Origin of the sequence: Aquabacterium sp. (genome assembly GCF_049274795.1) — a bacterium.
Lineage (GTDB): Bacteria > Pseudomonadota > Gammaproteobacteria > Burkholderiales > Burkholderiaceae_C > Aquabacterium.
This window is the reverse complement of the sequence record NZ_JBASTH010000079.1, coordinates 26,149-46,614: the sequence shown is the minus strand read 5'-3', so window position 1 is coordinate 46,614 and position 20,466 is coordinate 26,149. Positions and strand designations below refer to the sequence as shown.

Here is a 20,466-nt window from a genome sequence, read left to right as displayed (position 1 = left end):
GCGGTTTGATACCGGACCGCGCAGTGTGTTGTTGCAGTTGATGTAAGGGAGCCCCCCATGAAGTTCGTGAAGCACCTGGTGGCCGTGGCCACCCTGGCCACCGCCGGTTCGGCCATGGCCGCCACCTATGACGCCGGTGTTCTGGTCTCCGGTTCTCCCCAGTCTCTGACCTACGGCGTGTCCGGTACGGGTTCGTTCGCTGATGTCATCAACTTTGACATCGCTGCTGCCTCGACCGGCCAGGTGAACGCTGTGACGTTCACGCTGTTCCCCTTCGTTCAGAACCCCATCACCGGCCTGACCCTGGCGCTGTACGATGGCAGCAACCTGCTGACCGCCGTCAATGGCGTGTACACGCTGGCTGCTGGCACCAACTACAGCTTCCACGTGGGTGGCACGACCAATTTCTCGGGCGTGTACTCCGTGAACTACCAACTGGCCGCAGCCCCCGTGCCTGAGCCCGCGTCCATCGCTCTGACCCTGGCTGGTCTGGGTGTGGTGGGCCTGGTGGCTGCACGTCGCCGTCGCGTCTGATCGTCAGCGATCTGTCGCCTGCCAAGTCAAGCGAGCCTTCGGGCTCGCTTTTCTTTTGGCGGCGCCGCTTTTTGGGGGGCTCAACCCTGCGTGAACATCTGCGTGGGGGTCACACCGAACTCGGCGCAGAAGGCCGAGATGAAGGCAGAGGCCGAGGCATAGCCGCAGCCCACCGCCACGCTGGAGACCTTTGCGCCGGCCTCCAGGGGGCCCAGCGCGGCCAGCAGGCGCAGGCGGCGGCGCCAGGCGCCGACCGACAGCCCGGTCTGCTGCTGGAACAGGCGCACCATGGAGCGCTCCGTCAGGCCGATCTCGCGGCCCCACTCGGCCAGGGTGCGCCGGTCGGCTGGATCGGCCTGCAGGGCCTCGCACAGGCGCAACAGGCGCGCGTCGGTGGGCAAGGGCAGGTCCAGCGAGGCGGTGGGCAACTGGGCCAGTTGGTCCAGCAGCACGGCCACCAGGCGGCCCGGCGCGCCATGCTCGTCGTAATCAGAGGGCAGGGCGCACACCGCCAGGATCAGCTCGCGCGCCAGGATCGAGATGTCCAGCACGCGGCAGCCCTGCGCCTGGGCGAGGGGTGAGCCCGCCAGCGCCTCGGCGCGGATGTAGAGGCTGCGCATCTCGGCAGGGCCGGCGGTGAGCACCTCGTGCGGCAGGTTGGCTGGCACCCAGATGGCGCGCTCGGGCGGGGCCATGAACTGGCCGGTGGCCGTGTGCACCTGCAGCATGCCCTCCACGGCGTAAGAGAGCTGGGCCCAGGGGTGGCTGTGCTCGTCCGTCCAGGAGCCCGCGGGCAGTGATTCCACGCGGGCCAGCACCGGGCGGGGCAGGCCATCCTTCAGCGCGGGCAGGGTGCGCTGGCGGGGCTGGCGGCGCACCTTGGGAGTGGCGGGCGGGCTTTGCGCTTTGTTTTGTCCGTTTCTCGGCATGCTCTGTCCAAACGGGGCGATGCGGGCGGCCGTGCGCGCGTTAGGCTCACGGCCTTGCATTGTGACTTGACGAGATCGAGGTGGTGAAGGTGTTGAAACCGATGAAGCGGATGGCGGGCACGCGCATGGCGGGCCGCAAGCACCAGGGCGGCGCGGCCGACTGGTTCCTGATCGGCATGGTGGGTGCGGTGGTGCTGGCCTCCATCGCCCCGGAGCTGGGCCGCACGGGCGGTACCCTGCACCTGGACAAGGTCGGCGACATCGGCATCTTCCTGATCTTCTTCCTGCACGGCATGGGCCTGAGCACCGACAGCCTCAAGCACGGCGCCTCGCGCTGGAAGCTGCACCTGGTGGTGCAGATCAGCACCTTCGCGCTCTTCCCGCTGTGGTGGCTGCTGCTCAACGCGCTGGTGGGCCGCTTCATCCCGCACGACCTGCTGCTGGGCTTCTTCTACCTGGCGGTGCTGCCGTCCACGGTGTCCTCATCGGTGGCCATGACGGCCATGGCGCGTGGCAACGTGGCCGCGGCCGTGCTCAACGCCACCTTGTCGACCCTGCTGGGCGTGGTGCTGACGCCGCTGCTGGCGAGCCTCGTGTTCAGCAGTGCGGCCGATGGCCAGGCCATGGACGTGGGCGACACCATGATCAAGGTGGCCAAGATGCTGCTGCTGCCCTTCGTGCTGGGCCAGCTGCTGCGCCCGCTGGTGGGCCACTGGTTCCAGAAGATCAAGCCCTGGACGACCAAGGTCGACCGCGCCGTGATCCTGCTGCTGGTGCTGAGCTCGTTCAGCGATTCGGTGGCTGACGGCCTGTGGAGCAAGCATGGCCTGGGCCTGATGGCGATGGCGGCCGTGGGCGTGTGCCTGTTCCTGTTCCCGCTGCTGTGGCTGACCAAGCGCGTGGCCAAGGCCTTGAACTTCCCGGTCGAGGACGAGATCGTGGCGGTGTTCTGCGGCTCCAAGAAGACGCTGGCCTCGGGCGTGCCCATGGCCAAGCTGCTGTTCAGCGGCAATCCATCGATGGGGGTGTTGGTGCTGCCCATCATGTTCTACCACCAGCTTCAACTCTTCGTGTGCTCGGTGATGGCCAAGCGCTATGCTGAGCGGGACAAGGTGGCCGCCCCCGAGGGCAAGGCCGCCTGATACCCACCCTTGCAGGAGATCGCCTTGCTGGAGTTGATAGTCCCCTACGTCAAGACCTTCTTACTGATCCCGTTCACGCTGTTGCCGGTCATCAACCCGCTGAGCACGGCGCCGGTGTTCGTGGCCACGGTGGGCAAGAACCGCAGCGTGGCCCGGCGGCTGGCGCGCCAGGTGGCGCTCAACAGCTTCTACGTGATGACGGTGTCCATGCTGGTGGGCAACTACGTGCTGGAGTTCTTCGGCATCTCATTGCCCATCGTGCGCATCGGCGGCGGGCTGATCGTGGCGGCCACGGGCTGGCGCATGCTCAACCGCAAGGACACTGATGAGGCCATGACCGCCGTGGCCGAGAAGGCCTCTGACCTGACGGACGCCGAGATCGTGCGGCGCAGCTTCTTCCCGATCACCTTCCCGTTGACCACGGGGCCGGGCACCATCTCGGCGGCGATCGCGCTGGGCGCGTCGATCCCGCGCACGCCCTTTCTCTACGTGATGGAAGCGGGTGTGCTGGTGGCGGGCGCGGCGCTCACGGCCGGCGTGCTCTACGTGATCTTCCGCAACTCGGCCCGCCTGCTGGACAAGCTGGGCGAGGTCGGCATGCTGGTGATGATGCGGCTGATGGCCTTCATCCTGCTGTGCATCGGCATCGAGATCATGTGGGCGGGGTGGTCGGAGTTGAACCACATCCCGGGGTGAGGCCGCTGATTAAGTGGTTGGCCTCTCGTTGATGGGGGCGTGGGCCGCATCGTCCAGCAAGGCCACATCGCGGACGTTTTTCTGCACCGTGATGGCACCGAACAGGCCCAGCAGAAAAGCCATGGCGTAGAAGCCCTTCTCGCTCAAGGTCAGGCCGGTCGCGTTCCACAAGCCGATGGCCAGCAGCATGATGGCAATGATCACGGCCATCCAGCACAAGCCAAAGTACAGGTTCGTCACCCGGATCCCCTCTAGCCGGTCTCGCACGGTCTTCTGCAATGACACGGCGGCGAACAGGCCCAGCAGGATGACGGCCAGGTAATAGCCTTTCTCGTTGAGCGCCATGCTCGCGTTCCACAGGCCGACGCCGTAGGCACCCATGCCCGCGAGCAAGGCCGTCCAGGAAGCGCCAATGAACGCGCCAGTTGGGCGCTGAGTGTGATGAGGCATGAAGGAATCCCTGAGAGTTGTCGGATGCTCCGGTCAACGTGCGGAAGCACGCGCCGGAACTGCTCACATTCTAAAGATCCTGTCGGGCGGGCTTGGCCCCCTTTGGAGGGGGATTCAGTTTTGCGCCAGGGCCTTCGCGATGCGGTTGCGCCCGACGGTGGGCTTGGGCACGCGCACATCGAACCAACTGCGCACATCGCTGTCCACGCCAATGCCGTGCATGAAGTTGTAGATGGCCTTCTTCAGGGCCTGGCCCAGGCGGTCGTGGTCCGTGCCGGTCGGGTCGATGAAGGCCACGTCGTTGCGCGCGAAGCCGCCATCGGGCAGGGGCTGCAGGGTCACGCCATAGGCATCCGGGTCCTGCCCCACCGGCGAGTGCACCGTGCACGCGAAGCGGTGGAAGAAGCCCGACTGGATGCAGCCGTTCTCGAACAGCTGGCGCACGTACTCCAGCGCATCGACCGTGTCCTGCGTGGTCTGCGTCGGGAAGCCATACATCAGGTAGGCGTGTACCAGGATGCCGGCGTCGGTGAAGGCGCGGGTCACCCGGGCGACCTGCTCCACCGACACGCCCTTCTTCATCAACTTCAGCAGGCGGTCGCTGGCTACTTCCAGGCCGCCGCTGATCGCGATGCAGCCGCTGTCGGCCAGCAACTGGCACAGCTCGGGCGTGAAGGATTTTTCGAAGCGCACATTGCCCCACCACGAAATGCCCAGCTGCCGCTGGATCAGCTCGTGCGCCAGGGCCTTGAGCACCTTGGGCGGCGCGGCCTCGTCCACGAAGTGAAAGCCCGTCTGGCCCGTCTCTTTCACGATGGCCTCGATGCGGTCGGCCAGCACGGTGGCCGAGGCCGCCTCGTAACGCGAGATGTAGTCCAGGCTGACGTCGCAGAAGCTGCACTTCTTCCAGTAGCAGCCGTGCGCCACGGTGAGCTTGTTCCAGCGCCCGTCGGACCACAGCCGGTTCATGGGGTTGAGCATGTCCAGCAGCGACAGGTACTCGTGCAACGGCAGGCCGTCCCAGGTGGGCGTACCCACGTGCTCGAAGGGCACGTCTGGGGCGGTGTGCTGCACCAGGCGCACGGTGCCGTCGCTTTCGCGCACGAAGGTGCGCACCAGTTCGCTGCGCGAGCGGTGGCCGCCCAGATGCTCCAGCAAGGCCAGCAGCGGGCGCTCGCCGGCGTCCAGCGTCACGAAATCGACGAAGTCGAACACGCGCGGCTCGGTCAGCTCGCGCAGCTCGGTGTTGACGAAGCCGCCGCCCAGCACCACGCGCACCTGTGGGTACTGCGCTTTGATCGTCTGGCCGATGCGCAGCGCCGCGTACACGCTGCCCGGAAAGGGCACGGACAGCAGCACCACGTCGGGCTGGTGGCGCAGAACGGCGTCGCGCGTCAGATCGGCCAGGGTCTGGTCGATCAGGTTGGGTGGCGCGGCCAGGGCCTGGGCCAGCGGATCGAAGCTGTGCTGGCTGGCGGCGATGGACTCGGCGTAGCGCACGAACTCGAAGCGGTTGTCCACGGCCTGGCTCAGCACGTCGGCCAGGTCGTTGAGGTACAGCGTGGCCAGGTGGCGGGCGCGGTCCTGCAGGCCTAGGCTGCCGAAGGCCCAGGCCAGCGGGTCACCGCTCTCGTCATCCGGGTAGGCGTCGAGCGTGGCGAAGCGCGGGCCTTCGGGCAGGTAGCCGCGCGTGTTGATGCGGTGGGCCAGCGTCGAATCGCGGCCCTGCAAAAAGGCGATCACGCGGTCGATGGTGGCCAGGTAGCGTGCATGCTCGCTGATGAAGCTGTGCAGGGTGTCGCTGCGCTTGCTTTCGGGTACAGCCTGCGCGCTGTCCAGCAACTGGCCCAGGCCTTCGCGTGACAGCAGGCGCAGCACCAGTGCCAGTGCCAGGTCTTCCTGAAACGCCGGCACGCTGCGCGAACGCAGGAACCCCGTGAGGTAGGCCGTGGACGGGTAGGGCGTGTTCAATTGCGTCATCGGCGGGATGAGCGAGAGCACGCGCAGGTGCTGGCCGGCACGCAGCAAGCCCGTGTCGGGGGCAGGGCTGGCGCCGGTGGCGATGGGCACGAAGCGGGGGACGGTCACAACAGGGGGGCTGGGACTGAAAGCCTACTGGTTCTTGCAGCGGGTGGCTGTAGTACTTTGCGTCAGATTTGCCCAGCCCTCTTCCATTTGCGTGGTAGCCACCACCATAGTACGAGGATGATTGCTGCTATTGATAGTGCGGCTGCCGTGCCGATGACATGTCCGAAAATGGTCGACAAGACCAACTGGGCGCCAGACACCAGCGCACTCGCAAGTGCTGTAGCGCCCAAAATGATCTGCCGAGACGCGAGGAGCTTGAACTTTGGTCTATTGAGCAACGGCCGAGCCAAGCGATGTTGAACAGCTGGTGCGCTCAGAAACACCAGGCTGGTCATGGCCAGTACAAAGGTGACGAGGAAGACCCACTTCTCCGAGTATGCAATAGCGGTGAATCCAGGAGCGAATGGCACTGTTATAAGGAATGCGGACAAAAGCTGCGCCGTTGGAAGCAGAATTCGCAACTCACCGAGCAAGTCCGCAAGGTCTCCGTCGTCTGCAAATTTCTCATCCTTTGCTTTTACTGTGGCGATTTTCGACATCGATTTTCCGCTCCATTTTCTTGGGATCAAAATGCCTGTCCCTGCCTTGGTACACAAATGCGTGCGCAAGTTAACTTGCGGAATTGCTATCTTTGATTTTCGGCTCGGCAAAGAAGCCGTCGGCTTTTTTCACGAAATCACAGGGGATGATCTCCAACTGCAACGTCGTGTGAAAGATCGAGAAGCTTCTCGCGAGGGTCACATTGATGTCGTTGCGGATATCGTCGGCAGAACAGCCAGCTTCATAAACCACATGCGCGGTCAGTGTCGGTTTACCACTGGTCAGTGCCCACACGTGCAGATCATGTACTGATTTAACTCCCTGGACGGCAGCGATGTTTTCCCCGATTTCGGCGACATTCATGCCACTGGGAACACCTTCCAGCAGGATGTTTAGGCTTTCTTGGAGGAGAACCCAGGTGCGAGGCAGAACCCAAAGCCCGATCAGCACGGCGATGATTGCATCGACCATGGTCCATCCAGTAAACCGGATAATCAGCGCACCCACAATCACGCCAATCGATCCGAGCATGTCGCTCCAGACCTCAAGATACGCTCCTTTGACGTTCAAGCTGGCATCCTTGCCGCTTTGGAGCAACTTCATGCTGATCAGGTTTACCACCAATCCTAGGCATGCGACCACCATCATGGCGCCGCTTTGCACCTCAGGTGGATTTTTGAACCGTCCGTATGCCTCGATGAGGATGTAGGCGGCGACCCCGAAAAGCATCAAGCAATTGAAGGTGGCTGCCAGGATCTCGAAGCGGTAGTACCCGAAGGTTCTCGATGCGTCCGCCTGCCGTTTCCCGATCTGCACCGCAGCGAGTGCGATCGCGAGCGCGGCAGCATCAGTCAGCATGTGGGCCGCATCGGATATAAGGGCTAGACTATTCGTCAAGAGGCCTGCGACGACTTCGGCGACCATGAAGGACGCAGTCAATCCTAGAGCTATCCATAGGCGATGTTCATTGCTTTGCGTCTGTAACGCGCGATCATCAGAAGTGCTCATATCAACATCTCTTCAATGGTGAGGGCAGCAGCAGTCTGCAGCCAATTCGCGCGATACCGGACCAAGGGCGCAAAAAACTGTCCTGTCTTTCCGACTTTGATGCGGGTGCTGCACTTCTTTCACGGATCTCTGGTATTTTCAATGCGTCAGAGGTTTCGTGACGGTTTGAGGGACAGGGCAGATGCGTGTGCATGAGCATGGATGCATGCAAGCATCTCGCTCAGGTGCTTGGCTACGTAGCCTCGCTAGACTGCTCAATGACTGGCTCAACAATTGAGGATCGGAGAAGAAATGGGTTTACTTGACAAGTTGCTTGGCGGACACCATGGTAATCGCCATGGTGGTCGCAGACATCATGGTGAGCGCGATACATACTATGGCCCTAGCCCGGCATCCACTGCTCAGCCTTCGGCGGGGCGGGCGTGTACGAGTTGTGGCCGGATCAACAGTGGGGACTCCCGATATTGCAGCGAGTGTGGCAAACCATTTGTTGTCTCTACGGCCTGCCCGCAGTGCTCAGCCATCTTGGCTCCGGATGCTAAGTTCTGTGGTCAATGCGGAACTTCCAGGCCCTGACAACCTACGGCCTCATCCTGACGTACCGAAGGATGTGCGCTTCTGCAGCACGCCGATCGGCGGCGCCCATCGCGAGCCCTTGAGCTTCTTTGACGTCACCAGCGTGATGTCCGCCGGTTCGAACACCTCCACGTTGTGCGTGATCGGTGTGGTCAGCACGTACTGCGCTCGCGTGGAGCGCAGGAAGTGGCCGACCAACTGGATGTTGCGCACGTCCAGGTGGGCGAAGGGTTCGTCGATGAACACGAAGCCGCCGGGCGTCTCGTCGTCCTTCATCAAGCCCACCAGCAGGATCAGCGACTTGATCACCTGCTGGCCACCGGATGCTTCGCCGTCGTTCAGGCCGATGGTGCCCTTGCCGTCGAAGTTGAAGTGCACCTTCAGCTCGGCCTGGCGCAGTCCGGTGTCGTCGCTGTCCAGGTGGGGCAGCTCGGCGTTCACCTCCACGCCGGCCAGCTGGCCCAGCTCGATGATGTTCTTGCGGTAGCGGCGCACCGTCACCTTCAGCACATCGGTGTAGCGCGCGCGGGCGTTGTCCACGGCGATGCCGGCGGCGGCGTTGCTGGCCTTGCGCTGGTTGAGCTCGTTTTCCTGGCGCAGCACGTTGGCGTTCATCAGCGTGAGCTGTTCGATCACCGTGCCGTCGGTCTCCCACTTGCCTTCTTCCAGCTCGCGCTCGACGGATTCGGCGCGCAGGCGGGCCTGGGTGGCATTGCCGTAGTGCGACTGCATCTCAGCGATGCGCTCGGGCGAGCGCCAATGGCGCGGCATCTGCAGCTTCACCTCGCGCGACATCACGGATTGCGAGATCACGTCGTCGAAGCGGGCCTGCCACTCGCGGTCGTGCGCCGCGCTGCGCTGCTCGATGTGGGCCAGCTTCTCCTGCGCCTGCTTGTAGGCGTGCTGGGCATTGGTCTGCTCGACCACGGAGCGCTTGAGCTGTGTCTCTAGCTGCTGCCAGCGCTCGCCGGCATCGGCACGGGCCTGGCGCAGCACGGGCAGCTGCTGGCGCGCGTTGGCGAACTCGCTGGCACGGTCGGCCAGCTCGGCTGCGGCGGTGAAGCCTTGCGCGGCCTTGCGCGCGTCCTGCAACTGGCGGTCGAAGAAGGTCTGGTCGCGCACGATGCGCGTCATCTCGTCGTCGAGCTGGGCCAGGCGGTTCTCGATGGAGGTGCGGCGCGAGGCGATGGCCGAAGCGCCGAACTGGTGCTGGCTCGGGTCCACCCACACCGAGCGGCCACCGCGTGGATCGCGGTGGTAGGCATCGGGCGTGATCCACTCGCCGCCCACCTTCACGCCTTCATCCGTGCCGGCCACGCGGCGGATGTTGCCCAACTGGCGCAGCAGCCAGTGCGGCGCGGGGGCGGAGAACTTCAGCACGGCCAGCAGGCTGTGCTTGTCGGGGTTGCTGGGTGCGTCGTCGGCCTCGGCCACCACGTAGTGGCGGTAGCGCTCCTTCTCGGCCAGGGCCATGGCTTGCGCTTCTTGACCAGCCTTGTCCAGCACCACCACCCAGCGGCTGCCGCGCAGCACGCCTTCGGCGGCGGCACGCCACTTCTCGTCGGTGATCTCGATGATGTCGGCGATCAGGTGGTGGCCGATGCCCGCATCGCTCAGGGTGCGCGTGAAGCGCGTGACCTCGGGTGGGGGCGGCGCCAGGCGCTGGCCCTTGAGCGAGTCCATCGCGCGCTGGGCGTCGTCGCGCTGGTCCTTCAGGCGCTGCCATTGCGCGGCCAGATGCTGCTTGCGCTCGCTCAGCTCCTGGATGCGCTGCGTGAGCTGCTGCTCGTCGCCTTCGACGCCAGACAGGCCTTGCAGCTCATCCGCGCGCTTGACCAGCAGCTCCATCGGGCGCTCGGCATCGCGCGCTTCTTCCTGGGTGCGGCGGGCGGTGCGCACCTGGGCCTCCAGTTGCTCGACCAGCACGGCGCTGTCGGTCTGATCCTGTAGGCGCTGCAGCAGGTCGCTCTTGACCTGGCCCAGTTGGCGTCGGTCGTCCACCGATTGCAGGCGCTGCCGGTGCAGATCGCGCAGCTTGTTGGACAGGCTCTTGCGCGTCTCCACATTGCTCAGCACGGGCACGACCTCGGTGCCCAGCGTCTCGCGCTCCTGGCACTTCAGCTCCCACTGGCGGAAGTTGTTGACGCGCGCTTCCAGCTCGGCGCGCTGGGCCTTGCCGTGCACCAGTTCGCGCTCGGCGGTCTCCACCTCCTGCAGCAACTGCTTCTGGTGGTTGCGGGCCTCGTCGTAGCGGTCCAGCACCTCCTGGTCGCCGAACACGTCGAACACCAGCTTGAGCAACTCCTTGGGGCTGTACTCGCACAGGCGGTCGGTCTGGCCCTGTTCGAGCGCCAGCACCTTGGCGATGGCGCGCGACAGGCCGGCGCCTTCCAGGCGGCGGCGCCAGTTGTCGATGCCCAGCCATTCGCGGTCACCGCGCTCGACCAGTTCCTCGATGCTGACATCGCCTTCGGTCATCAGGTAGCGGCGCGTCCAGTCGCCGCCGTTGCGGTCGATGCGGCAGGCCAGCGTGACGGTGTCCGCGTACAGCAGACAGCGCGCGAAGGGCCGGTTCGACGACTGGCGGTTGCGCGGGCGGTTGTCCACCGTGGCGCGCAGCCAGGCGCTGTCGGCGTTGGCGTGGCGTGCGTAGGTCTTGTAGTTGCGGCCGCCCGAGCAGTCCAGGCCCAGCAGGGTGCGCATGGCATCGAGCAGGGTGGTCTTGCCCGAGCCGTTGGGGCCGGCCACGGTGATGATGGCGCCGTCCAGCGGCAGGCTCAGGCGCTGGCAGTAGTCCCAGTGCAGCAGTTCGAGGCTTTGCAGGTGAAACATGGGTCAGGCCTCGTCTTCCAAATCGTCGTCCTCGATGATCTCTTCCAGCGGCGGCTGCGTCAGCGCCAAAGGCAGGTTGCCCGTGAGCTGCTTGGCCTGGGCCAGCACATCGCCCAGAGCACCTTGCAGGATGCGCGGCGCCAGCGCGTCGTAGTCCAGCAGCAGGTCGAGCAGCGGGCCTTCGGCGATGTCCTCGCCCTTGCGCACGATGAAGCCGTGGTTCTCCAGCCGCTTGAGGTTGGTGTCCAGGCGCGTCTTCTTGCCCAGTTGCACGCCGAAGTCGGCCAGCAGCGCCTTGTACGACACCAGCGGGCTCACGCTGGCGGCCGTGGGCAGGGGGCGGTCCTTGCCGAACATGTCGTTCTGCTCGTCGCCGTTCTGGTTGGCGGCGCGCGCGGCCTGGCGCTCGCGCTTGGGCAGCACGATCAGCGACCACAGCACCACCAGCAGCGACACCGCATCGCGCGGCAGGTCGATGTTGTTGTGGCTGTTCAGGCCTGCTTCGCCGAACACGGTGGCCTCGGCGGGGCGCAGCAGGGCCACGCTCACGTGGTCGGCATACAGGTTGTCGATCAGGCGCAGGCCCACCTGGGCCAGGCGGTCCTGCGTGGCCTGCCACAGGTCGGCATCGATCAAGGCGCGTTTGACCTTGGGGTGCTGGCGGGGCAGCCAGCGGCGGGCCAGCAGTTCAGCGGCCAGCAGGGCGGCGTCGTCCATGGATGAACTCATGTCTAGGGCAGCGTCGTGCGCGGGTCAGCGTGAATGGGATCCGGCCGAGCCGGTAGGGGCCTCGGCCTTGGCTTCGGCGGCTGCTTCGGGTGACAGCGGTGTCAAGGTGCCGGCACTGATCAGGGCCACGGCCTCGTCGTCCACGGCCAGGTGCTGGGCGCTGGCCTGCCATTGCCAGGATGAGCGGGCCAGGTCGCCCGTGAGGCCCTTGAGCGTGCGGGCCTGTGCATCGCCCAGCAAGGGCATCAACTGCAAACGGTAGGCGGCCTGCGCGAAGCGGCCACCCAGCACGGCTTCGTGCAGTGGGCGTTCGGCGGGGGCTTCATCGGGGGCCTTGCGCTCGAACCAGCGGTCGAACAGGCCAATCATCTGGCCCAGCTCTTCGGGCAGCGAGAGCACATCCAGCCTGCCGTCGCCGGCTTCGGCGCGCGGCGGCAGGCCGGCCATGCCATCGGCCACGGGGCGGTCGCGCTCGAACTCGCCCTCGGCGACGTCCACCAGGTCGTGCTGGCTGACCATCACCGGCCGCACGGGCACCGACAGGGCCTCGCCCATCAGCTCGTACAGCGCGGGGTGGTCCTGCAGCCAGCGGCGCACGTCGGAGCTGGTCAGGCCGGTGCTGCCCAGCGTGACGCGCTGGCGGTCGGCCTGCTGCAGCGCGCGCGTGAACTGGCTGGCCATGGACAGCAGGCGCGCCTGGTCCTGGCCCAGCGCGCGGGCCTCGCGCTCCAGGCGCGGGTCTTCGTGCTCGGCGCGGATCAGCGCGGTCAGGGCCTGGCCGGCGCGGTCTACCAGCGACAGGGCGCGGTCGAAACGGGGCTGCGCCAGCCGCAGGCGCGATTCGGAGCCACTGGCGATGGCCTCGGCGAACTCGTCGTGCAGGCGGGCCAGCTGGGCGTGCAGGTGCTTGAGCTGGTTGGTGTCCACCAGGCCCAGTTGCTGGGCCCCGGCCACCTGGGCCAGCAAGGTGGCCATCTCGTCATGGTCGGTGGCGGGCGCGGAAGTGAGCGAGGCCAGCAGGCCGTGCACCTGCTGCGCCAGGGGCGGCAGGTGGTAATCCTGGGGCGTGGCGTCCCAGGTCAACAGGTTGATGTCGCGCAGGCGCTTGAGTGCGCTGTCCAGCGCCTCGGGCAGCAGGGCGTGGAAGAGCTGGTTCAGGTCGTCCCGTGAGAAGCGGGCTTGCGGTTGCCCCGCCAGGGCCATGAACACCCACAAACGCAGCCGCACCAGGGCCTGCGGCCCGTTGAACAGGCCGCGCAGGGCGTCGATCAGGTCCAGGCGCTGGCCCAGGGCCCAGGCCAGCGGCTGCTCCGGCGCCAGGCCGGGCTCGCGGAAGTAGCTCTCGAAGCTGGGCGAATCGGACAGGTCAGGGGAAGAGGGAGTCGCCTCGATCATGGGGTGGGATTGTGCCGGAAGCGGGGGGGCGCTTTCCGGCTTGACGCGGTTCGATTAACCTTGGGGATGTCCCCAGGCGTGTTTCGGTCACGGGCGCGGCGGCGGGCCACGATGAAATTCAATCAGGCAGGGCATCATGAGCAAACTCTATAAGGTCCAGCCGGGCGACACCTTGTCGAAGATCGCGACCCGGTTTTCCATCCACCTAGGGGATCTGCTGGCAGCCAATCCTGGGATCCGCAACCCGAATGCGATCTTCAAGGGGCAGATGATCATCATCCCCGAGAAGATTGGCCAGGGACGGGCGCAAACCTCCGGCGGCGGGCGGCCCGCAGCGGCGACACCCCGTGCGCCGTTGGACACACTGCTGTCGTTGGAATACTTGTCGCCGTTTTGTGGCGCGTCTGCCGAGGACAAGAACATGGAGTTCTCGAGGCTCAAGCACGTGGCGGACCGCATCGCGACAGACCACAAGGTCACCAGGCGCGCTGACTGGGGCACCATGAAGCCCGACCTCTCCAAGCTGGACATGGACGGCTGCTACAACACCGTGGTCATTCACCACACAGGCGATGGCAGCACGCAGAGCCTGGCCGCAATCGAGCGCAAGCACATGCAGGAAAACGGGTGGAGCAACGTTGGCTACCACTACATCGTTGACCGGGCGGGCAAGATCCACGAGGGCACGCCGCTGGGTTACAAGGGCACCCACGTCAAGGCGGCGAACACGGGCAAGATCGGTATCGTCTTGATCGGTGACTATGACCACCAGATATGGGATTTCTCGGACGACGACCTGCCTGCGGTTCAGCTTGATGCGGCCGTCAACTTGATCAAGTCGCTCAAGACCTTCACCGGCACCCAGGCGCTGGGCGGGCACCGTGATTTCGTGCCCGGCGCGGACTGTCCTGGCGAACTGCTCTATGGCAAGCTGGGAGACATCCGCACCCGGACCAAGCTGGCCGGGCCCAAGAAGTGAGCGACGGCACCATGTCGAGAATCCCCGGGATCATCCTGAAGGTCATTGCGCTGGTGGTGTTCGCGTTGACGTTCTTCACCGGCAAGCTGACATTTGCCGACGATCCTTCCGTGGCCCTGGTGGGCTGCGTTCGGTACATCGGCTGCCCTGGCGATGCGCCGGATGCCCCGGCGGGGCAGCACATCATGCTGTCGGGCTTGAAGGAATCCCTGCCCTTGGAGGCTGAGTACGACATGCTGCGCAGGCACGAAGCGATCTCCCTGGCCTTGCTGCTGCTGGCTTTCCTTGGCGAGCCCTTGCTGCGCCGGATGCTGACACGGCCTGCCCCTGAGCAGAGGGCGAATCACTGACGCGTGTGATGTCCTGCCCGCACGGCCGACCCGGGATATCGCCGCACCGCCAGCCAGTGCGAGAAAATGTGGGCCATGACCGATTCGCCCTCCCAGTCCGACCTCGATCCGATGCCCCAGCCGCCCGAGCAGCCGGACATCAACGCCTGCTGTGGCAGCGGTTGCGATCCCTGCATTTTCGATTCGCACGACATGGCCATGGACGAATACCGCCAGGCGCTGCGGGCGTGGCAGGCCCGTCAGGCTGGCACACCGCCTAAGGAGGCTTGAGCGCTCAAGTCGACGCGCGTTCTCCCGGCTGATCGCAATGTCCGAACGCAGTGAGCTGGCCGCAGTGTGGCAAGAGCTGGAGCGCATCCAGCAACAATGGATCCCCAGGCCGGGCGAGAACGCCCGTTACACCGACACGGGTGGGTGGGCCCGCCGCATGGGCCAGCACGCCATGGACAGCGTGGCCGATCCGTGGCGCAGGGTCCAGCGCGTGCGGCAGGCGCTTGAAATTTCAGGGCCGATCGCACGGCGTCTGATCGTGGAGCGCCTGACGGGCATCGACCTGTCCAGCATCTGGACGGTGTTGCTCGATGCCTGCAAGGAGATCGCGCTCTATTCCGGCAGCTCCGTGGTGGTGGGCGCGGTGATCGGCGGCGTGGCGGGGGCCTTCGCCGGTGGCGTGGGGGCTGTGCCAGGCGCTGCCGGCGGCGCGGCCCTGGGGGCGCAGGTCGGGGGCTGGATCCTGGCGTTCCTGGGCCTGAAGTCCCTGATCGAATACGTGACCGAAGCGCTGCCCGAAGCGCTGAAGCACTACGAGAACGGCTTCCGCCGAGCCTGGGGCGCGCCGCCGCCGAACAACCGCATGCCCTACACGGGCCCTGCCATCCCGGTGAACGTGTCGGGCGCTGCGTCGGATTTCGCGTTGGGGCACGTCATCGTCATCATGGCCATGCTCTCGGCCCTGGTCAGCTACCTCACGCGCGGCCGGGGCAACAAGGCCCAGGTGCTGCAAGAGATCCGGCAGAGCCCGCGCCTGGGCCCCAAGGTGGCCGACTGGATCGCCCACAATGAAGGGCGCCTGCTGAATCACCCCAGCCTGCAGCACAAACCAGGGTCTGGGCGAGACCGCAAGCAGGACGTGGGATCAGCCGAGTCGCCCAGCAGCCTGGCAGGGCGCAGAGGCAAGGGGGATGGCAATGACACGCCGACGCCGCCACGCATGCCTGAGAAGAAGGTGCCTTGCTTCATGACGAATGATCTGCCGGCGGCGAAGGTTCCGGAGTTTGATCGGCAACTGGCGGGGCAGCAACGGGGCCTGAACGACATGACGGTCGAGGATTACTTGAATGGCCGCAAGGGGTTCGACAAAGGGGAGATCGCTCGAAATCCAGCTGTCGCCAGGCAGGCCCGTGAGGACTTGAAGACCAAACTGACGCGAGAGGCCAAAGAGCAAGTTGTACGGCAGAACCCTCGGATGCCGCCGGCTCAGATTAACGAGCAGGTGGCCACGATCGTGAAAGGCAAAATGGGCTCGCTGGCTGCCTTGCACAATCCGGACATGAAAGCTGCAGGCAAAGATGTCATCGCCGATTTCGGTGATCGAAACGTGAATGCGCGTATTGGTGCTCAATGGCGCAGCCGGGTGGAAGAACTGGATGCAGCTGCCGAGCGTGTTCCCCCGGCCAGTCGGGCGTCCACGAAGATGAATGCAAAGCTCGAACGCTGTAAATAGAGAGATCAGGATATGGACCAGTACTTCGAATACTTTCTCAAGAACTTCGGCCCGGCGATTGACAAGCGAGAGGTGCCGCGTGAGACCCTGGATCGATTCAAGGGCAAGCTGCCTAACCAATTGATGGTCTATTGGCAGGAGCACGGCTTTAGTGGCTACGCGGAGGGGCTGTTCTGGACTGTCGACCCCCAGGACTATGAACCTGTGCTGGACGCCTGGCTGGGCGATACCTCATTCGTGGAAAACGATGCGCTTCATATCATCGCGCGCACTGCGTTCGGGCACCTGCTGGTCTGGGGCGAAAAATCCGGATTTTGCCTGCAGTTGTTCGCTCCGGGATCCTATGTGATGGAACACCAGACCGCCTTACAGAAGGAGGACTTGGAGTTTGCGGCACAGATGTTTTTTGGATTCTTGGAAAGAGAACCTTTCGAGTTTGATGGACGCTTCAAGTTGGCCAAACGGCGTCTGGGGCGTCTGAATCGAGATGAGATGTATGGGTTCGTGCCAGCCTTGGCCCTGGGCGGGGCAGCCGATGTGAATCATCTTGAGAAGGTCAAGGCGGTAGAGCATCTGGTGTTGCTGGCGCAACTAGATGAACTGAAGGTCATCGGCTGACTTCAAGCTGCATGGACCCATACTTTGATTTTTTCTTGAAGAGCTTCGGTCCGGCGATCGACAGACGCGATGTGCCACGGGAAGAGCTGGAACGCTTCAAGGGCAAGTTGCCTGATCAGATGCTGGCCTACTGGGGGGAGCAAGGATGGTCCGGCTATGCCGACGGGCTGTTCTGGACAGTGAATCCCGAAGACTACGAACCCGTCCTTGACGCGTGGCTTGGTGAGTCACAGTTGGTAGAGGCCGATGCCTTGCACATCATTGCGCGCACTGCTTTCGGGCACTTGCTCATCTGGGGTGAGAGGTCTGGCTACTGTGCCCGCTTGTTCGCCCCTGGCTCCTATGTCGTCAAGGTAAAGACGGAAACTCAGAAGAAGGATCTGGACATGGCTGCAAGAAGCTTCTTCAGCATTCAGAAGAGGGAGGTCTACGAATTCGACGGGCGTTTCGCGCCTGCAAAGCACAGGTTGGGCAGGCTCGGGCGCGATGAGATGTATGGGTACGTCCCGGCGCTGGGGTTGGGTGGGTCCGACGATGTCTCTCACCTTGAGAAGATCAAGGCGGTGGAGCATCTGGTGTTGCTGGCGCAGCTTGATGAACTGAAGGTCATGGGCTGACCTCAAGGTGCATGGATCAATACTTTGAATTCTTCTTGGAGAACTTCGGCCCTGCGATCGACAGGCGCGATATTGCCCCGGAAGTGCTGGAACGTTTCAAGGGCAAGTTGCCCAATCAGATGCTGGCCTATTGGACCGAGCATGGTTGGTGTGGCTATGCGGATGGCCTCTTCTGGACGGTGAACCCTGAGGACTACGAGCCTGTGCTGGACGCCTGGCTGGGCGATACCTCTTTTGTAGACGAGGACGCCCTTCACATCATTGCCCGAACCGCATTCGGTCACCTTTTGATTTGGGGTGAGAAGTCAGGATTCACCTTGCAACTGTTTGCGCCGGGCTCTTATGTGATCACTCAGGAAACCGCCACGCAGAAGAAGGATCTGGAGTTTTCCTCACAGACCTTCTTCAGTGTTCAGAAGATGCGCCCGTTCGAATTCGATGGCCGTTTCAAGGCTGCCTTGCAGCGTTTGGGCCGATTGAGTCGTGATGAGATGTATGGCTTCGTGCCAGCCTTGGCGCTGGGCGGGGCAGCCGATGTGACTCATCTTGAGAAGGTCAAGGCGGTAGAGCATCTGATGTTGCTGGCGCAGTTTGATGAACTGAAGGTCATCGGCTGATCAATCAGCATCGGTGATCCAGTTGGCGCCCGGTGATGCCCCGACTCCTCAGGCCCGTACAGGTTTGGGCCTGCTGCTCTGCGCGTGGCCGCGGATGGCCACCAGCACCACGGCGGGCGCTACCAGGCACGCCGCGCCCGCCGCATAGAGTGCGGGCGTGTACGAGAGCATCACCGAGCGCGTGAGCCCGGCGCCATAGGCCGCTGCGGCGGCCCCCAACTGGTGCGCCGCGAACACCCAACCGAAGATCAGCGGCGCCCGCTCGGCGCCGAACTCGGCAGCAGCGAGAACCTGTGGTCCGACCCGAGCGATTACCTCAAGCGCCCCTAGGTGCTGGTGTTCATCGAGCCCGAGAACCCCAGGCGGTATCTGGTGGATCTGTCCTTCCTGCCGAAGCTGGCGGCTTGAATTCGGCGCGCCGTCTCAACAAGAGGCGTTTCACGCGCAACGCCCGGCGCGCAACAGTTGCGTTTTGTTATACCTGAGGACCGAGCCGGGTTGGATCTCCGGGCACGCCTTGCATTTGCGGGTTTCCACCAGAATGCCCCGTGCATTTGTCATGATGCGCGGCAACAAAGACCGCGCGCCAGATGCTCCAACCAAAGGAGTCCCTATGAAACTGAACGTCAAGCTGCTGGCTGCGGCTGCCCTTGTGGCGGCATCGAGCTCTTCTTTCGCTGTGGTCGAGCCGGGTGGAGACCTGGGTACGCTCGATCAGTACCCCGTGCAATTCGGCGGATATCGCTCCGGCGCAGAGCGCGCGCCTCAACCCGGCGATCGCCTGTTCGCCGATGATTTCACCTTCACGCTGAGCAGCGCAGCATCCGTGATCGGCAGCGTGTCCAACTTCTTTGGCGACACGTCGTTCTCGTCGGTCACGGTCACGTCCTCCGGCGGGCAGACCTGGACCAAGTCGCTGACGGACATCAACGACCTCACCTTCAACTTCGCCAACCTGGCGGCCGGCAGCTACACACTGACGGTGGGCGGCGTGTTCCCGCTGGGCTTCAATGCCTACTCGGGCTCTGCCTACGCCACCACGACGCCGGTGCCTGAGCCTGCCTCGATGGCGCTGGCCCTGGCCGGTCTGGGCATCGTGGCCGTGCTGTCGCGTCGTCGCCGCCCCAACGCCTGATACGCCTCGCCCACCAGGGCGTTGGCAAAACAAAAAAGGCCCGGGAGGGCCTTTTTTGTTGGGCGCTGTGTGATCGCTGCGTGGTCGATCAGGGGATCAGCGGCGCGATCCAGTCCGCGAACATGTCGCTCAGCAGCACGCGCTGCGTGGTCGGGTTCTCTTCGTAGGCGCGCATCACGGCGCCCTTGCCGTCCAGCAGGTTGTCCAGGAACTCGCCCACCGATTTCAGCTTCTTCTCGACGATGCTGGTGCCGCCGAAGGTGACGATGGTGGTGCAGTGCGAGCCGTTAATGTCGCGCTTGTTGGGGATGTAGTAGCCGATGTTGCTGTGCTGCTTCATGTCGGCCAGCCAGGGCGTGATCTCCTGGCGCCACTTCACGTTGAGCAGCTTCAGGCGCTCTTCGTTGGTGGGTGCGTTGGCGATCTCGGGGTAGAACTTCTGGTACGAGAAGGCCGAGAAGTTGGTGTCCTCCTGGAACATCGTGTAGCCGATGCGGTCGTTCGGGAAGATCTTGCCCAGGCCGGCGGTGATGCTGCCCAGGTTGTCGGCCGAGCCCGCGCCGGGGTACTTGGTGATCAATTGGGTGACCAGGCCGTTGGCACCGTCCAGGCCCCACACGTCACGGATCTTGTTGTGCAGCAGCACGGACGGTGCCTGCGCCGGCGTGGCGGTGCGCGGCACGTTGAACAGCGGGCCTGAATCGGCCAGCAGTGCCATCTTCTTGGGCTGCAGGGTTTCGCGGAAGGCGGGGTACAGCGCGCTGGAGCCTACGCCCCCGGCCGAGAAGCCGGTCAGCAGCAGGTGGTCGGGCTTCTTCAGGCCATTGTTGGCCAGCCAGTTGGCCACGGCCTGTGCGTTGACCGCGCCCTTGTGCATGTAGACCATGGGATTGGCCGCGTCCACGTTGTTGTACAGGGCGGTCTTGTTGCCGGTGTGCACGTCACCCGTGCAGTAGGTCAGGTAGACGATGTTCCAGCTTTGCGTCTGCACCGACTGCAGCGGGTGGAGGCGCGCCGTGAAGGGTGTGACCAGGCCCCAGTGCGCCTGGCGGTTCCAGTCAGTCATGTAGTTGGCGGGGATGCCATCAGGGTTGATGGCATCGAGCAGCGTGCCGCCCTTGCAGGCGCCCTGGTCCCAGCAGGCACCGCCGCCTTCGAACATCACCACCGTCTTGCTGGTGAAGGGCGTGCGGTTGACGAAGAAGCGGTAGGGCGTGCCGTTGCTGCAGGTGGCGCCGCTGGAGGCGGGCAGTTCCACCATTTCCCATTTGAGGTAGCCGGCGTGTGCGGCGGCGGCCAGGCTGGTGATGGCCGTGGCGGCCACGGCCTTGATCACGGTCTTGAGCAGGGTTTGGATCGTCATGGTGTTATCTCCTCGGTCGGCTGGGGATGCGCTTGGACGGGCGCAGCGTGGACTCGATGTCACCGAGTGTGCGGAGGGCGCTTCAAACCCAAGTGCGGGCTTACCCCGGCGGGCGACAAGCACCCCTCGTTCTAGGGGGCGCGGA

General features: G+C 64.4%; 22 protein-coding genes. 12 read left to right on the top strand and 10 right to left on the bottom strand.

The genetic code is table 11. The features are described from left to right. Positions 1–57: 57 nt before the first annotated feature. Entirely contained in the window at positions 58–534 is a 477-nt protein-coding gene (locus WAQ08_RS12705) for an FxDxF family PEP-CTERM protein (RefSeq protein WP_422191944.1), read from the top strand. An 80-nt stretch (positions 535–614) separates the two neighbouring features. On the opposite strand, the gene WAQ08_RS12700 is transcribed toward WAQ08_RS12705, so the two are convergent. Beyond that, positions 615–1,412 carry an AraC family transcriptional regulator gene (locus WAQ08_RS12700; protein WP_422191943.1) on the bottom strand — a complete coding sequence of 266 codons (798 nt, stop codon included), beginning with the start codon at positions 1,410–1,412 and terminating at the stop codon, positions 615–617. A gap of 152 nt (positions 1,413–1,564) precedes the next feature. Here WAQ08_RS12700 and WAQ08_RS12695 point away from each other — a divergent pair, with 152 nt between their 5' ends. Together WAQ08_RS12695 and WAQ08_RS12690 are read left to right on the top strand one after the other, a co-directional pair. Further along, positions 1,565–2,605, top strand: coding sequence for a bile acid:sodium symporter family protein (locus WAQ08_RS12695; RefSeq protein ID WP_422191942.1), 1,041 nt, complete (start codon positions 1,565–1,567; stop codon positions 2,603–2,605). 24 nt (positions 2,606–2,629) lie between these two features. Continuing rightward, on the top strand, positions 2,630–3,301 hold the full coding sequence (locus WAQ08_RS12690) for a MarC family protein (RefSeq protein WP_422191941.1): 672 nt from the start codon (positions 2,630–2,632) through the stop codon (positions 3,299–3,301). Positions 3,302–3,310: 9 nt separating this feature from the next. Here the strand turns inward: WAQ08_RS12690 and yiaA are convergent, their stop codons facing one another. The 4 genes from yiaA to WAQ08_RS12670 form a co-directional block, all read right to left on the bottom strand. Continuing rightward, positions 3,311–3,751: an inner membrane protein YiaA gene (yiaA, locus tag WAQ08_RS12685; protein ID WP_422191940.1), complete on the bottom strand. Its 441-nt coding sequence runs from the start codon at positions 3,749–3,751 to the stop codon at positions 3,311–3,313. A 114-nt stretch (positions 3,752–3,865) separates the two neighbouring features. Beyond that, entirely contained in the window at positions 3,866–5,731 is a 1,866-nt protein-coding gene (locus WAQ08_RS12680) for a B12-binding domain-containing radical SAM protein (RefSeq protein WP_422191986.1), read from the bottom strand. A 170-nt stretch (positions 5,732–5,901) separates the two neighbouring features. Then, entirely contained in the window at positions 5,902–6,378 is a 477-nt protein-coding gene (locus WAQ08_RS12675; protein ID WP_422191939.1) for a DUF6328 family protein, read from the bottom strand. A 70-nt stretch (positions 6,379–6,448) separates the two neighbouring features. After that, positions 6,449–7,387 (bottom strand): cation diffusion facilitator family transporter, encoded by a 939-nt coding sequence (locus tag WAQ08_RS12670; protein WP_422191938.1) that lies wholly within the window; start codon positions 7,385–7,387, stop codon positions 6,449–6,451. A gap of 291 nt (positions 7,388–7,678) precedes the next feature. On the opposite strand from WAQ08_RS12670, the gene WAQ08_RS12665 reads away from it, so the two are divergent. Beyond that, positions 7,679–7,963 (top strand): zinc ribbon domain-containing protein, encoded by a 285-nt coding sequence (locus WAQ08_RS12665; protein WP_422191937.1) that lies wholly within the window; start codon positions 7,679–7,681, stop codon positions 7,961–7,963. Positions 7,964–7,975: 12 nt separating this feature from the next. Here the strand turns inward: WAQ08_RS12665 and WAQ08_RS12660 are convergent, their stop codons facing one another. Genes WAQ08_RS12660 through WAQ08_RS12650 form a run of 3 tightly spaced genes read right to left on the bottom strand, consistent with a single transcriptional unit; the run spans position 7,976 to position 12,919 of the window. Then, the gene (locus WAQ08_RS12660; RefSeq protein ID WP_422191936.1) at positions 7,976–10,795 is read right to left on the bottom strand and encodes an ATP-binding protein; all 2,820 of its coding nucleotides are present in this window, start codon (positions 10,793–10,795) and stop codon (positions 7,976–7,978) included. Positions 10,796–10,798: 3 nt separating this feature from the next. Beyond that, on the bottom strand, positions 10,799–11,524 hold the full coding sequence (locus WAQ08_RS12655) for a hypothetical protein (RefSeq protein WP_422191935.1): 726 nt from the start codon (positions 11,522–11,524) through the stop codon (positions 10,799–10,801). Positions 11,525–11,548: 24 nt separating this feature from the next. Then, positions 11,549–12,919 (bottom strand): hypothetical protein, encoded by a 1,371-nt coding sequence (locus tag WAQ08_RS12650; RefSeq protein WP_422191934.1) that lies wholly within the window; start codon positions 12,917–12,919, stop codon positions 11,549–11,551. Positions 12,920–13,055: 136 nt separating this feature from the next. Here WAQ08_RS12650 and WAQ08_RS12645 point away from each other — a divergent pair, with 136 nt between their 5' ends. The 7 genes from WAQ08_RS12645 (at position 13,056) to WAQ08_RS12615 (ending at position 17,823) form a co-directional block, all read left to right on the top strand. Further along, positions 13,056–13,898: an N-acetylmuramoyl-L-alanine amidase gene (locus WAQ08_RS12645; RefSeq protein ID WP_422191933.1), complete on the top strand. Its 843-nt coding sequence runs from the start codon at positions 13,056–13,058 to the stop codon at positions 13,896–13,898. A gap of 11 nt (positions 13,899–13,909) precedes the next feature. After that, positions 13,910–14,248: a hypothetical protein gene (locus WAQ08_RS12640; RefSeq protein ID WP_422191932.1), complete on the top strand. Its 339-nt coding sequence runs from the start codon at positions 13,910–13,912 to the stop codon at positions 14,246–14,248. Between the two features lie 75 nt (positions 14,249–14,323). Continuing rightward, on the top strand, positions 14,324–14,518 hold the full coding sequence (locus tag WAQ08_RS12635) for an oxidoreductase-like domain-containing protein (protein WP_422191931.1): 195 nt from the start codon (positions 14,324–14,326) through the stop codon (positions 14,516–14,518). A 172-nt stretch (positions 14,519–14,690) separates the two neighbouring features. After that, positions 14,691–15,971: a DUF6861 domain-containing protein gene (locus tag WAQ08_RS12630; RefSeq protein ID WP_422191930.1), complete on the top strand. Its 1,281-nt coding sequence runs from the start codon at positions 14,691–14,693 to the stop codon at positions 15,969–15,971. 12 nt (positions 15,972–15,983) lie between these two features. Next, on the top strand, positions 15,984–16,589 hold the full coding sequence (locus WAQ08_RS12625) for a GAD-like domain-containing protein (RefSeq protein WP_422191929.1): 606 nt from the start codon (positions 15,984–15,986) through the stop codon (positions 16,587–16,589). A gap of 11 nt (positions 16,590–16,600) precedes the next feature. Continuing rightward, entirely contained in the window at positions 16,601–17,206 is a 606-nt protein-coding gene (locus WAQ08_RS12620) for a GAD-like domain-containing protein (protein WP_422191928.1), read from the top strand. 11 nt (positions 17,207–17,217) lie between these two features. Then, the gene (locus WAQ08_RS12615; protein WP_422191927.1) at positions 17,218–17,823 is read left to right on the top strand and encodes a GAD-like domain-containing protein; all 606 of its coding nucleotides are present in this window, start codon (positions 17,218–17,220) and stop codon (positions 17,821–17,823) included. A 48-nt stretch (positions 17,824–17,871) separates the two neighbouring features. On the opposite strand, the gene WAQ08_RS12610 is transcribed toward WAQ08_RS12615, so the two are convergent. After that, a complete protein-coding gene (locus WAQ08_RS12610) occupies positions 17,872–18,060 on the bottom strand; it encodes a hypothetical protein (RefSeq protein ID WP_422191926.1) in 189 nt (62 codons plus the stop codon). 376 nt (positions 18,061–18,436) lie between these two features. On the opposite strand from WAQ08_RS12610, the gene WAQ08_RS12605 reads away from it, so the two are divergent. Next, entirely contained in the window at positions 18,437–18,958 is a 522-nt protein-coding gene (locus tag WAQ08_RS12605) for an FxDxF family PEP-CTERM protein (protein WP_422191925.1), read from the top strand. Between the two features lie 88 nt (positions 18,959–19,046). On the opposite strand, the gene WAQ08_RS12600 is transcribed toward WAQ08_RS12605, so the two are convergent. Then, entirely contained in the window at positions 19,047–20,321 is a 1,275-nt protein-coding gene (locus WAQ08_RS12600) for a pectin acetylesterase-family hydrolase (protein ID WP_422191924.1), read from the bottom strand. Positions 20,322–20,466: the final 145 nt, after the last annotated feature.